This window comes from Rhodoblastus sphagnicola (assembly GCF_002937075.1).
In the GTDB taxonomy this organism is placed as follows: Bacteria; Pseudomonadota; Alphaproteobacteria; order Rhizobiales; family Beijerinckiaceae; genus Rhodoblastus; species Rhodoblastus sphagnicola.
This window is the reverse complement of sequence record NZ_NHSJ01000094.1, coordinates 1-13,112: the sequence shown is the minus strand read 5'-3', so window position 1 is coordinate 13,112 and position 13,112 is coordinate 1. Positions and strand designations below refer to the sequence as shown.

The 13,112-nt window shown below is 60.2% G+C and carries 11 protein-coding genes; all 11 read right to left on the bottom strand.

Annotated features, from left to right (window positions below; translation table 11 throughout):
* Nucleotides 1-188: 188 nt before the first annotated feature.
* The 11 genes from CCR94_RS15580 to CCR94_RS15530 all read right to left on the bottom strand — a co-directional run bounded on the left by CCR94_RS15580 (nt 189) and on the right by CCR94_RS15530 (nt 13,039).
* Nucleotides 189-839, bottom strand: coding sequence for a hypothetical protein (locus CCR94_RS15580; RefSeq protein WP_206605843.1), 651 nt, complete (start codon nt 837-839; stop codon nt 189-191).
* A 67-nt stretch (nt 840-906) separates the two neighbouring features.
* The gene (locus CCR94_RS15575) at nt 907-1,407 is read right to left on the bottom strand and encodes a DUF6152 family protein (protein ID WP_184421706.1); all 501 of its coding nucleotides are present in this window, start codon (nt 1,405-1,407) and stop codon (nt 907-909) included.
* A 283-nt stretch (nt 1,408-1,690) separates the two neighbouring features.
* Nucleotides 1,691-2,533 (bottom strand): 4Fe-4S dicluster domain-containing protein, encoded by an 843-nt coding sequence (locus CCR94_RS15570; RefSeq protein ID WP_104508773.1) that lies wholly within the window; start codon nt 2,531-2,533, stop codon nt 1,691-1,693.
* Nucleotides 2,530-5,487 carry a molybdopterin-dependent oxidoreductase gene (locus CCR94_RS15565; RefSeq protein WP_104508772.1) on the bottom strand — a complete coding sequence of 986 codons (2,958 nt, stop codon included), beginning with the start codon at nt 5,485-5,487 and terminating at the stop codon, nt 2,530-2,532. The genes CCR94_RS15570 and CCR94_RS15565 overlap by 4 nt, the downstream gene beginning before the upstream one ends.
* Nucleotides 5,488-5,708: 221 nt before the next feature.
* Nucleotides 5,709-6,395 carry a TonB-dependent receptor domain-containing protein gene (locus tag CCR94_RS15560; RefSeq protein WP_158254782.1) on the bottom strand — a complete coding sequence of 229 codons (687 nt, stop codon included), beginning with the start codon at nt 6,393-6,395 and terminating at the stop codon, nt 5,709-5,711.
* A gap of 81 nt (nt 6,396-6,476) precedes the next feature.
* On the bottom strand, nt 6,477-7,724 hold the full coding sequence (locus CCR94_RS15555; protein ID WP_146090029.1) for a TonB-dependent receptor: 1,248 nt from the start codon (nt 7,722-7,724) through the stop codon (nt 6,477-6,479).
* Between the two features lie 1,245 nt (nt 7,725-8,969).
* A complete protein-coding gene (locus CCR94_RS15550) occupies nt 8,970-10,619 on the bottom strand; it encodes an FAD-binding oxidoreductase (protein WP_104508769.1) in 1,650 nt (549 codons plus the stop codon).
* 2 nt (nt 10,620-10,621) lie between these two features.
* The gene (locus tag CCR94_RS15545) at nt 10,622-11,002 is read right to left on the bottom strand and encodes a hypothetical protein (protein ID WP_146090028.1); all 381 of its coding nucleotides are present in this window, start codon (nt 11,000-11,002) and stop codon (nt 10,622-10,624) included.
* A 184-nt stretch (nt 11,003-11,186) separates the two neighbouring features.
* Complete coding sequence (locus tag CCR94_RS15540; RefSeq protein WP_104508767.1) at nt 11,187-11,480, bottom strand: c-type cytochrome; 294 nt, start codon at nt 11,478-11,480, stop codon at nt 11,187-11,189.
* Nucleotides 11,481-11,589: 109 nt separating this feature from the next.
* Complete coding sequence (locus CCR94_RS15535) at nt 11,590-12,177, bottom strand: nuclear transport factor 2 family protein (protein WP_146090027.1); 588 nt, start codon at nt 12,175-12,177, stop codon at nt 11,590-11,592.
* A 37-nt stretch (nt 12,178-12,214) separates the two neighbouring features.
* A complete protein-coding gene (locus CCR94_RS15530) occupies nt 12,215-13,039 on the bottom strand; it encodes a hypothetical protein (protein ID WP_104508765.1) in 825 nt (274 codons plus the stop codon).
* Nucleotides 13,040-13,112: the final 73 nt, after the last annotated feature.

The window sequence follows — 13,112 nt, the reverse complement described above, 5'->3', positions numbered from 1 at the left end:
CCTGGCGCAGCCTGAGCCAGGATCGTGTTGTTCTCGATGGACGGCGCCGTCGCCCCTTGCGCTTGAACGGCGAAGGTCCAAAGCATCGCCGAAAACGCCAGGGACGAGGCCCACGTCAACCATTTCCGCAACTGTGACGCAGGCTTGCGGCAAGCCACTTTGCTCGTCTTCATCTCAGGTCCATTCAGTTAGCGTGGCAGTGGCGGCTGTCCGGCCGAGAGCCGATCGAGACAGACGTCTTCGGCAAAGGCGGTATCGGCTCCCCTCGCGTAGGTCACGACAGCGTCCCAGGGTCGCGTGTAGTTCGCGGGGTCGTTGATCGTGATGCGATCTTCGAGCGTTTTCGGGTCCTTGAGGCGGATTTGCTCGGTAATCTGGATATCCTCGCTGTGAGGCAGCACGTCGTCGAGCAGGGTTTGCTCGGACACATTGTTGGTCTTGACGACCAAGGTTCCCTTTTCGAGAACGCCGCTTGAAGATCCCATCGCCGTCGCTACAAGGGCGGGCTTGTGCTCCTTGCCGGTCATGTCAATCAGCCTGAGCAGGCGATTCCATTCAAACTGAATCGTCACGGTATCCGGGCGCGTCCATATGCGCAGCCTGTCCGGCGAAAGCATCAGGCGGACTGGCCCCGGAGACGCGCACCGCGACTGGGTCAGATCGAAGTCATATACGCCTCGCGCGCGGGCGCCTTTATGCGCCTCATAAAGCTTCCGGCCCGCATCCGTAAAAGGGATCGGCCCGTCAATCACGGCGAGGACGCCTGTTGCTTTCGATATCTTCCAAACGCCGTCGATATCGGAGTTAGCGTAGGCGGGGGCGGCGCCGCCCTGGATCAAGAGGGCGACGCCCAGAAAGGCGAGGCTTCGCAGAGTGGATCGCGTCGATGTCATCGCGAGGCCTTTCTTATTTGCCTGTCGGGGGAGCGGGCGGCGCCGAGACGCCCGGCGGCAAGGCGCCAGGAGGTATGCCAGGGAGGCCGCCAGGAGGGCCATCCAGGGGCAAGGACTGCTGGGGATCCCCCGCCTTGAACATGCGGCCATCGGGGAAGGTCAGCGTCGCCAGAGAACCGCCATCCGAACCGTTACGATTGGGATGATAGCTGAACTTCACCACATCCCCGGTCTTGAAACTGCGAGGCGTAAAGCCTTCCTTGGCGAAGATCTGCGGGGCCACGCTGACAAGCAGCAACTCCTTGGTGGAGCCGTCCGGCTGCGCAACAGCGATGATCACGGCGCAATGCGGCGCGCTCCAGTGAAACTCCTTCAATGTGCCTTCACCAGATTCCTCGCGCGTCATATCATAGGCGGCGAAGGAGTGATGCGCGAGCGCGGGCGAGACGAGCGTGGCTAAGCCGAGAGACAATGCCGCAATCAAGAACGCTTGTTTGCGAACCTTGGTTTTCATTGATTCTTCTCCATCAAGCTCATCGCGTGTTTTAAGGGCGCGTTCTTGGGCGACGGCCCTCGTCGCCAGCCCTCGTCGCCAATTGACAAAAGCCGACGAAACCCTTTGAGACGTTATCGACAGCGTAAAGCCAGAATAGGCGCCTCTTTTCGACTTGAGCCAAAACAGCGCCTCTTGTGCAAAAGAGACAGTTGGTTTGCGGCGGCCAAGGTAAATGAGGAACCTGAGAACGCATGTCGGACCACACCGCGTGGCAGCCGCAGACGCCGCACGTGTCATGGCTTCATCGAAGCTGAATGATCCCGAGGGCGACGCTTGCCGCCAATTCTCCAATTTCGACCTTTGCGCGCCCGCTTTCATGTTCGACCGTCATCTGGTAGGGGCCGCCGCCGGGTTCGAGTCCATCGAATTTGAAGTCGCCGAAATCGTCGCTGACCTGTTCGCGCAAAGCGGCCCCGTCACGCAGCAGGCGTACGCGCGCGCCCGCCGCGCAATCCTGAACGCCTTGGTCTTCCTTGACGATGCTGCCGAAAATCGCGCGAGATTTGGCGCGGTGGAGATTCTTGTAAACGACGTTTGGTCTCGTGTTCAGGCCGGGGCTCCAGTCTTCCAGCCCCTGCTCGCGCTTGACGCGCGCAAACCCTTCGTCGTCGAGTTTCGCCGAGGCGATGGCGCCTGTCGGACAGACCTGTTCGCAACGCGGTTGCTTCCATCCGAGGTCGATCAGGTGCGCATCGAAGATCCAGTTCTGCGGCAGCTGCAATTCCGCATTCCAACCGATCGCCCCATAGGGACAGGCTGCGACGAGATCGCTGCGTCCATGCGCGCGCTTTGGATCGATCAGGACAATGCCGTCCTCGCGGCGGCGGATCACATCCGGCGCAGCCTTTATGCAGGGCGCGTCGGCGCAATGGTTGCACATGCGCGGGACATAGGCGACGTCGATCTGAGAGCCTTCGCCGCGTACAAAACGTTCGATGCGGAAGGTCTCGGCGCCGCGCAGCGGATGCGGCGCGCTATAGCCGGGAAAATCATTGCCGACATATTCGTCCTTGGCCGCGAGCTGGCAATTGCCACAGTTCTCGCAAAGCGCGACGTCGATGATAAGCCGCCAATGCTCGCTCATGCGGCCCTCCCGGCCCATTTCTTGATTTCGACCAGACAGGAATTCGGCGACATGCTGCTGGTGCCTTTCATCTGCGACCGCGATGATGTCAGCAGATTCATGCAGCCGCCGATATCCACAGTCTCACCATCGATGACTCGCGGCTGGTACTCGGCGCTGCTCTCATAGGATTTCACGACGCCGCGCGCGACCATGGGCGACACATCGGCAGCGCAGATCACCGCGCCGCGTTCGTTGAACACCTTGACCAGATCGCCACGATCGACGCCGCGGCTGCGGGCGTCCTCCGCGCTCAGGCGGACAATCCAGTAATAATGCCCGTCGACCATTGTGCGATGTTCGGCGAGATCATTGATGAAACTGTTCTTGCCGTCGGCGCTGGTGTGAAAGCTGTAGCGGGAATGGGTCGCGATCATTTGCAACGGGAATTTCTTCGCCAGCTCGACGTTGCGCGGCCCCTCCCAGGCGGCGATGTATTTATTGAGAACCGGCCGCTCCGCATTGTTGGGATCGGCGCGTTTGAGGATTTCCGGCAGGAATTCGATCTTGCCGCTAGGGGTTGACAAGCCCTTGCCAAACTCCTTCGCATATTGCGATGGAAGGGGCATGGCTTCCGGAACATCCTTGGGCCGCCCTTCGGCGAACCAGCGCATATTGACCGCCTCGCGCATTTCATCGCGCTCGGCGGGGACGACAAAATAGCCCTTCTTGCAGAACTGTTTCCACGAAATATGCTTCGCGACATCAGAGGATTTAAACACGCGCTTGCACCAGTCGAGTTCCGTGCAGCCCTCAGTGAACATGGCGCCGAGTCCGAGCCGGTTCAGAATTTCTGTGAAGATCTGATAATCGGATTTCGACTCGCCCAATGGCTCGACACATTTATGCTGCAGCGCGATTACGCGATGATTGAGCGCGTTGAAGCCGTGCGGCAGATAGCCGCCGCCGGAGCCCCATTCGCCAATGTCGTAGCGCTCCAGCGACGTGCAGGCGGGCAGGATCACATCGGCAAACTGCACCTCGCCCTCAAGAAAGATCGACTGGTTGACGATGAACTCGATGCTTTCATGACGATAGGCTTCGATCATGCGCGAGGAATCGGTCAGTGTGCTGAAGAAGGAGCCGCCATAGCGATAGATCATGTGGATGGGCGAATAGCCGGGCATGGGATAGGTGAAGGGCGCAAATTGCACCTCGCTCGCGGAGCCGTCCCAGAGGTAGCCGCTTGCCTGGCCGTTCAGGATCGCGTCGGGAAACTGCTGGCGCGGGATCATCTGGCGCACTGGATTCATCGTCAGCACATGCGGCATGCGCTGGTAATTATTGACCGCGTTGGCGGTCCATTGCAGGTCGCCGGAAATGCCGCCATCCGCATAGCCGGGAAAATAAAAGGCCAGATCGACCGGCGTCCCCGCCTGAAGATTGCCCATGTTGACGCCGGGCTTGCCCCAGCCCTGCATCGCCATCATCAGGATCATGGAACGCGCCCATTGCGCGCCGGTGGCGCCCCGGCAGGCGCCGCCAAAACCGCTGCCGCCCGTGCCGGGGCTGAGATAGGTTTTACGGCTCGCCCATTTGCGCGCGAGAGCGCGGACGTCCTTCGCAGGCAAGCCAGTCTCGTCCTCCTGCCATTCCGGCGTCTTGGGCGCGCCGTCGCTCGTTCCCAACAAATAGTCGCGCCATTCGTCGAAGCCGGTGGTGTTGCGTGCGACATAATCCTTGTCGTAGGTTCCCTCCATCACCCAGACATACATGATCGCCAGCGCCAGTGCGGGATCGGTCGTCGGACGAATGGGAAACCACTTGCCGCCGAGCAATTGCGCCGTGGCGTTGAAATGCGGATCGATATGGACGAATTCGATCCCGAGTTGTTTCGCCCACAGCCGACGCTGCGTGCCCTCAAACCCCATATAGGCGCCGTTCGTGCTTTCCGGGTCGCTCGACCAGAACACGATCAAGTCCGTCTCTTTCAGGCAGTCCTCGACCGTGCCGTAGTTCCCGGAGATGCCGACACGCATGGAATTGCCGTAATGGTGCTGCGCGCCCCAGTACCAGCCTTCCCAGCTGTCGGGATTCGCGGCCATGCGGGTAAAGCCGATCAGATTGCCGAAGCGCATCAGCGCGCTGAGGTAATAGCCGACATTGCCCCATTGGTGGTGCGAAGACATGGGAATGAAGATCGAGCCGGGGCCGTGGACCCGCTTCTGGCGCACGATCTCCTTGGCGACAATGTCGAGGGCCTCGTCCCAGCTGATGCGCTCGTAGCCGGAGATTCCTCGGCTCTGCGGATTGCGCGCGCCATCTGGATCGAAGTCCACGCGCTTCATTGGGTGGAGAATACGCTTGTCGGAATAGACCACCGACTTGATGGCCATGGCGTGCGGCGCGACTGTGCCGCGCCGCAGCGGCGTGAAGCTTTTTCCCCGCGCCTTGATCGTCCACGAAGGCGGGTCGGACTTATCGAAATCGATGGGCGTGACGCGGACGATCTTGCCGTTGCGCACATAGACAAACAATGGCCCGCCATTGGTGACGGTCGTGAGACGGACCGTTCCATCGGGCTGCGGAACGCCCATCTGCAGCCTGGCGTTATTGATCTTGTTGACGAGCTGCGAGAACCAGACCTGCAACTCGCTGCGGCCCGTCATCACCACCTTGAAATTCTTGGCGCAGTGGACGACCTCCGCCATGTCAGGGTCGGGATTGAGCAATGCGAGAGCGGTTTCGATATCCTTGAAGGCGATCACGACATCCGGCGCGGAATGCAGACCGGTCCTGCCAGAAACCCGCCCTCCCTGGAAGACGTAGTGACGCGCGATGGACTGATCCATCAGTTTGACTTGAACCACGCAATTAAACCGCGCCATCTCGCGAGCGAGCGCCGGTTTCTTCGCCGCATTGCGCAACATGGGCGTCAATGCGAGAAGAATCGTGCGCAGTATCAGTCGTTTCATTCACTTGCTCCGCAGGCTGGCAGACGCCCAAAATCCGGCATGGTCTACGCTTCCATCAAGCATCTCGGGAAAAACAGCTGGACATTTTCCGATTCGATGAGCGAAGCCGATAGACGTCAACGAGTTTGCGCGAACAGAACCTGGAGCCGAAAAAGAACGCATTCGGCGAACGAACGCGTTCCAGTTTGTTGGTCTGCGAGTTCTCAGCAAGCGCAGCCGGCCTAGAACTTGTACTTGAAGCCGCCATAGACGGAGAGCGGCTGCCCGAGTATCCAGGCGCGGGAATCGGTCACGCTCGACACCTGTGCAAACTTGTTTCCTTGGACCACCACCAATGCGCCGAGCACGGCGTATTGTTTGTCGAAGGCATTCTCCAGAATGCCGAAGAATTCCAGATGTTCGTCGTAGCGGTAAGACGTGTTGAAGGATGCGACGAAGTATCCTGGCATTTTCGGGTAGTAGTTGATCTCGTCACCAAAATAGTTGGAGCCCGAAACACCGCGCAACGTGGCCCCGATTACCCATTGGGGGGTCACGGCGAATGCGGCGCCTATTTTCACCGTGTGTTGAGGCTGAACAGGTACGGTATCTCCGGGCTTTATGGTGATCGTGTTCGTGGCAAGGTCTCGCCCCGCATTCACGCCATTGCCGAGCACCGTGGTGTCAAGAAATCTTGAATCGGTGTATTTGTAGCTGGCAGAGACGGTCAATGGGCCCGTGCTGACCTCGACGGCAGCCTTGACGCCCTGCTCCCGGACCCTGCCGAGATCATCGCCCAATTCATTGTCCGAATAGTGAGACGTGTCGTTGCGATAGATGCTGGCGTTCCAAGCGATCTGGACAGGCGCCAGCGGCGTTTCTATCGTTGGGAGCTGGCCGCGGAAGCCGAAGGAGTAGAAATCGGTCACCGACTCGGCGTGGACCTGGTTGGGAGGGAACCACGGAGGCATGGAGAGACAAGCCAATTCCGGATTGTCGCAGTTGATTCCCTACGGACTCTGAGGATGAGCCTGTGAGGAATAGCCGCCATAGACGACGAGCCCCGGAGTGATGGCATAGGTGGCGCCAATGGATGGAGCGAAGTGCAGGAAGTTGTGGACGACTCCGTTCACCGCGGAGTCAGTGCCCAGCAGGTCCGTCTGACGAATGTTGGTCTCTGTCAGATGGCCGGCGAGAGCAATTTTCAGCTTGTCTGTAACGTCGATAGCGTCGGCTACGTAAGCGTCAATATAGTGCACGTCGCCCGCAACTCGCTGCGGATAGCCACCGGTGATAAAGGGATTGACGTCAACGCCCAGAGAGTTTCCCCAGCCGCCATCGGCGCTGATCGTTCCGAGGAGCTGATAGAAACTGCCGACCGAATGGGCGCCATTGTAGTTCACACCGACAGCAAAATTATTGGGCCGGCCGAAGAGCTCACCACGATTGGCCAGGCCGGCGGTCGCCCCCCAGGAGGTGGTGTCAGTCTTCGGATGATCCTGGTAACCGTAAATGCTGTTTGTGCCTTGCAGCACATTCGCGAACTGCTGGCCAGCGAAGTTGTTGAACGGGACCGAGAGACCGGAAGATGCAGGGGTGAGACACAGCAGGGCCGCATTGTTGGCGCAGGCGAAAGCCGATGCTCCGCCAAGCGTAGCCACCAGAGAGTCGGCGGAACGTCCATAAGACATGTCCGTTGTGGCTGACCAGCCGTCGCCGAGCGCGTATTTGCCCGAGAGATCAACCTTGAAGTGTTGGGAACTCATGGTGAACGGATAGTTCATTTGCGCCGTCGGATCGGCAGCAATCAATTCTATGGCCGATATCGTTCCGGCGTGGCTCGTGAGATCCGAGTAATGGGCCGAGAGATGGAATTCGGCGTCTCCTGTTCGGTAACCGAGATCGCCATGGAATTGGAAGTTTCGCAGACCGGAGTGCTGCTGCCAGCCATCGTCCTTGTTGTAGCTGTAAGCGCCATAAACGGCGAAATTGTCGATCTGCTGACCAGCCTGGATGAGCGTCTGCAGACGCCCGTAGGACCCGCCCATGAAATCGACTTCAGCTCCATGAAACCCGAAGCCATTTGGCCCGGGCGGCATCCCCATGAGTGAGTCGAACCCCCGAAGGAGCATATTGGGACCGATGATACCGAGGGCCACGTCAGGCATGACGTGAATAATCGTATATCTAGGATCGGGAAGACCTATGCCGGGGGCTTCAGACATACCAATCGAGACGCTTGTCGTCGGCAAGGCCATCGTCGCCAGTCCAGGGAGAGGAACGGAGCCATTCTGTGGCCCCGGCCCCGGAGGCGCCTCAGCTCCCGGAGGCGGCGTGGGCGGCAGGGCGGCGCCTGGAGGCGGCAAGGAGCCCGGAGGCGATCCTGGAGGCGACGCCGGAGGCGGCATGGCGCCCGGAGGAGGCATGGGCGCACCCGGGGGCGGCATAACTCCCGGAGGCGCTCCCGGGAGCGGCATCATTGCTCCCGATGGCGCCATGGCGCCCTGACGCGGCGCTGCGCCCGGCGCCCGACACGGGTTACGCTTCGATTTTTGCTGACCGTCAACGGTGGTGGGAGGATCGCTGCAGGCCGGGGACATATTCTTGGATGTTTCCGCAAATGCTCCAGAGCTTGCGATCAAGCCGATCGCTGAAGCAGATAGAAATAGAGCTTTGGCGCGACGTGAAACAAACATCTCCCCCCCTTTATACTTTAGGGCTTTTCTCAAGCTGATGGGTTGATTGCGACCGAAGAAAGCATGTCGCACCCAAGCCTGATTGAAGATTTGTAGGTAGCGCCGGCGAGATAAAACAACTGCCTGAATTCCGGAGTTCGCCACGATTCAAACTATTGCGCTGCAAACAAAGTCTACGCCTCGAGGGTCGCTCTGAGCGCAGATCTTCGGCGTCATCGAATGAAGTAACGAAATACCGCCAGGGCGCCAGCTAAATTCATCTGGGAGTTAGCGCGTATTCACAAAACGTGTACACGGATGTTTGACAAGAATGAGCGAACCAAGAGACTAGAGAGCATTCCTCGGCAACAAATTACGCCCGCGTAACGAAAAAACACCGTTGCGCGCCTTGCGCGTCAGCGTTTCCTGTGCCCGCAACGCCAGACTGTTGCTTTGCATGTCGGTGTGGCCCGTCGCTCGACCGCCCGATCATCTCGTCTCCAAACGGCCATGATCCGGCTCAGGGCGGCAGGATTGATCTCGGATAACAACTCGGAAGAGCTCGACTTTGGGGGCGCCCTCGCCGCAGACGCGAACCCTCTGCGGCGGCGCAATGGCGGGCCGTTGCGGCGGGACTCTCAGTTCGCGCCCCGCCGAAATCCCGTAACGCCGCGCCGTCGCGGATGCCGGACGCGGCCCCGCCAGGCTTTAGGCGACGATCCACAGCTTCTCCTCATCGGACCAACGGCGGCAGAGACCTGCCAAACGGATGCGCCCAGTGAGCAGACGATAGCAGACCGTTTCAGCTCCTATTCGAACCGAGGCATTCTATCGACCATTCTTGCCTGCGTCTCGAAGATGGCGCGGCCAAATCCCATAACGCCCAACCGACATGATGCCGTTCGGATCAACCGCTTCTTTGATCGTCCCCAGGAAATCGCGAAGCGCATGGTCGTTATAGGAATAGGTCTCCATGATGAGGTCATAGAAAGCTGGCGCAGTGCGATATTCGCCCCAGCCGCGCGCGGTGGCGATCACGACCAGCTCGCGGAAGACATCGCGTATTTTGGCGTTGACAACGGCAGAACGCGTGACCGGCAGCCCGACAGCGAACAGAAACGCCCGTTCGAAAATGGACGAAGGGAACTGAAGTGGCGGATAGGGCAGCTTGTGCTTGCGCGCGATCGCGGCAAAGACTTCCATCGCCTCGATGGCGGCTTCGCCAGTCCTTGGAATGACCGGCGAGAAGAAGATATGGCCGACGACGTCTTCGCCCTCATATGAAACCATCGGGCCAAGACCGAAGGTCCGCAATGATGGAATGCCGAACTGGCCGACGTCAAACAGGCTTTTCAACTCGTCGGCGGGAAGCGGCAGCTTGCGGATCTCATTGAGTTTGAACCGCGCGCCTTTGATGACGCCCACTGCATCGCAGATGCACTCCCATTGCGCTTCGATCAATTTCTTCGGGCCGTAGAGATTGAACTCGCACGCCCAGAAAGGAAGACCAGCGGCCTGAGCTGCGGCGTCGAGTCTATCCATGTTGACCCCGTCCGGATCCGTCAGGACGGGCAAGATGGCCGGATCGATTTTAGGAGCGCCGCCGCCGTGCGCCGCGTCGCCGCGTGTGCCGGTTGTGGGGCTCGACAGCATCCACAAGCCTTGGACAATCTTGCTCTGCTCAAGCCGCCCGATGATGTCGATGAGCGGAATGAGGTCATGAAACCTGGGGATCGTGACAACGCCGGTCGTGAAGTTTTCCGGCGGCGGCATGAGCCAGAATCCCATCTTGGTTACGACGCCAAAATTCGACTGCTTGAACAATCCGTCGATGCGAGGACCAAAACCAGGCCTGAATTGCTGCCAGGTCTTGGCGCCAGGGAGGGCGCCCATGCCGGTGCGCATCATCCGGCCATCGGGGAGGACCACTTCGATGCCGCATTGCGCTTCGAAATGGTTGCGGTATGGCGCGAGCGTGACGCCGACGCCGCCGTCCAGCGCATTGCCCATGACACTCCCCCAGCCGGGGCTTGGGCAGTCGATCCAGAGTTTAAGGCCCTTCTCCTGGATGTGATTATACAGGTCGAAATAGCTGACGCCGGGCTCCACCACGACATAGCCGTGCCGCTCGTCGATCTCGACGATCCGGTTCATACGCTTCAGGTCGAGAACAACGCTGCCGGCACAGGCGGGGGCCGCCCCGCCATAGCCCAGATTTTTCCCCGTGGAGATCGGATAGATGGGAATGCGGTAGCGGTTGGCGATCTTGACCAGCGCGACAACTTCATCCGCGTTGTCAGGCGCAACGGCTGCGGAAGCCGTACGCTCATCGGCTTCGTCCCACATGGGCGAGTAGGAATCGCGATAGAGATACAGGTCATCGTCGGTCGTGAAGAGCCATTGGCCGCCGACGACAGCCGCGAATTCTTTGAGGGCTGCCGTGAAATCGGCCTCACTGACATTGGGCGGCAGTTTCATGGTCAGACCTCTCGGCGTCCTTGTCGAATTGGAAGGCTGGCAGATTTCTGCATGACCCAGGCGTGTAGCATTCCGTCCGCGCGCGACGGCCGGTAGGTTCTGACAAGGATTAAAGGGCTGGCGGCGAGAGCCCGCGCGCCGCTCAGAATTGCGGCCACATCCTCCAGACAGGCGTCGCCGGCGCAGTGGTCCGTCCGCTGCGTCAGTCGGAAACCATGATCCCAGGCCATCCGCTCCAAACAGAACAGGGTGGCTCCGGAACTGATGCCGACGATGGCGCGGCTCTTGCCCAGGACGCCGATCAATTTGGCATAAGCCGCGGCATCGAGCTGGAGTCCGACGACGGGCAAGGTTCGCGCGGCGGACTCGATGAACGCAGCCATTTGGGGAGGCGTCTCAATGGTTTCGTCGATGAGCAGCGCATCGATCGGTCGCGCGTCCGGCTTGCGTTGCGCGGTCGAACCACAAGCGCCGAAACCGCCGGCGCAGGCCGACGCGGCGAAGGCCAGGCCGGCGCCGACAAGAGTCCGTCTCGTCAACATTTTGAGCTTACTCCACTGGCCGCGTTCAGGGCCGCTTCGTCACGCGATCCGCGCGTCCCGGAGAAGGCGCGAGGTAGGTGGCCACGAGCGAAAGATCGGCGTCGCTGATCTCCGTTTTTCGGAAGGAGGGCATGAATGAAACGCCATGCCTGACCACATGTCGCACGTAATCGGGATTCAGGTCGGTCCGTTGTTCCAAAATGTCGGGGATGTCGCCCCGGTATTTCCGCTGGAGGGCCTGACTGCCCGACCCTCCAGGTGTGCTGTGGCAATCGCCGCACCACTTGCCGAAGATCTTCCCGCCCGCCGCCGCTTGCATGTCCGCGGGTGGGGGCGAAGGCGGCGTCGCGCCTTGCGCAAGAGCCCACCCGCCCGCGGCCAACAGGCAAACCCCGGCGCCGAGACAATGCTTCGTTCTCCGGCTCACCTTATTTGGCTCCGATCGCTGTTGTACGCTGGAGAATCCGCCACTCGCCATCGCGCTTTTCCAGGACGTCATCGTAATGGCCTGGAAGACCCACGGTCGATGTCTTCGTTTTCATGTCCGGATACACACTCACAAAGTATCCATAATGCGTGGCGCGGTTCGCGCTCTGAAACTCGAAGTGATGGCTCAGCGGCAGATGCCAGGGCGGGATATCGTTGCCGATCGCGTTATGCATCGGCGCTCCCGGGGGCGGCATGGCGCCCGGAGGCGGCGCGCCGGGAGGCATGGGCGCCCCGCCGGGAGGCATGGGCGGCGGAGCGAACGCCAGCTTGTAAGGTATGGCGAAGCTCTTGCCGGGCTCGGGCTGCGCGATCACGTTGGCCTCGGGCCAGAACGCCTTGTCGAAGCGTGCGGCATCGTGAAGCTCAAGCCCCAGCGTATAATTGTCGACAGCCTCGTTTACGCCCACCCAGTCCTCGACGGTGGGTTTGTAACCGGGCGCTTCCGCTTTTGCCGTTGCGCCCTGGCCGCTGGCTCCGCCTGCGACGATCAAGGCGACGCCAACCATCCCTACAAAATATTTCTTCATGCAGCGCACCTCAACCTCCCCAAGCGAAATCGCACGGCTAATGCTTTTCGCTCGCCTTGAGTCGCTTGAGAACCTCGGCGGGATCTTCACTGATCGTCTTGTTCTGAGCCGGATCGAAAGCGAGAATGTTCCCGGTGTTGCACACCCATTCCGCGGGGATGCCCGCAGCCCCGCGGTTGCGCTTGAAAATCTGCACCGGCTTGGAGACGTAAGGCTCCTTCCAGACCGTGTCGTCAAAGATCGTCAACTGGTCTTCCAGCGTGTCTTTATCGAGCAATCGAATGCGTTCGACCATGCGCAGATTTGGTCCATGCGGACCGTAAATCGCCTCTGGAGGCAGGACAAACGGCCCCCTTCCCTGCCCAGGCAGATCGCCGTATTGAAAGAGAATGTCATCGAAGCTGATGCTTTCCACAACCAGCGTGTCACCCTCGAAGCGCCCGATCGAGTCACCCAAGAAGGTCGGGTTGGGCTGTTCGGGATGCTTCGCATTGAGCTTGATGAAGCGCGTCATGCTGCTGTTTTCGATGTAGATCGCAATCATGCCCGGCTCATAGAAGAACTTGAGCGGGGAGCCGAGGCGCTGAACAATCGGCATGCCCGGCGTCTTGCAGTTTGCGCCGGCGAAGGGGATGTCGACAACGGGCTTGAAACCGGAAATGTAAGCCTGTGCTTGAGGAGTCAACGGTGTGTTGGTCGGGTTGTCCAGAAACGATGTCACGCTCTGCCAGTTGCCGGTGAAGAAATCGGGCATCTTTGTAACGTCGGCCCAGCTGGATCCCAGCGGCTCGGCCGCCGCGGCCGGCAGGGCGAGCAGTGCGGAACACAGGGCGACGGCGAGGCGGGTTTTGTGATTGAGCATGGAACGACCTCGGCGACTAGCGGGGGGAATTGGCTGTGTCCGCAGCGCCGGGAGGAATGGCGCCAGGAGGGGG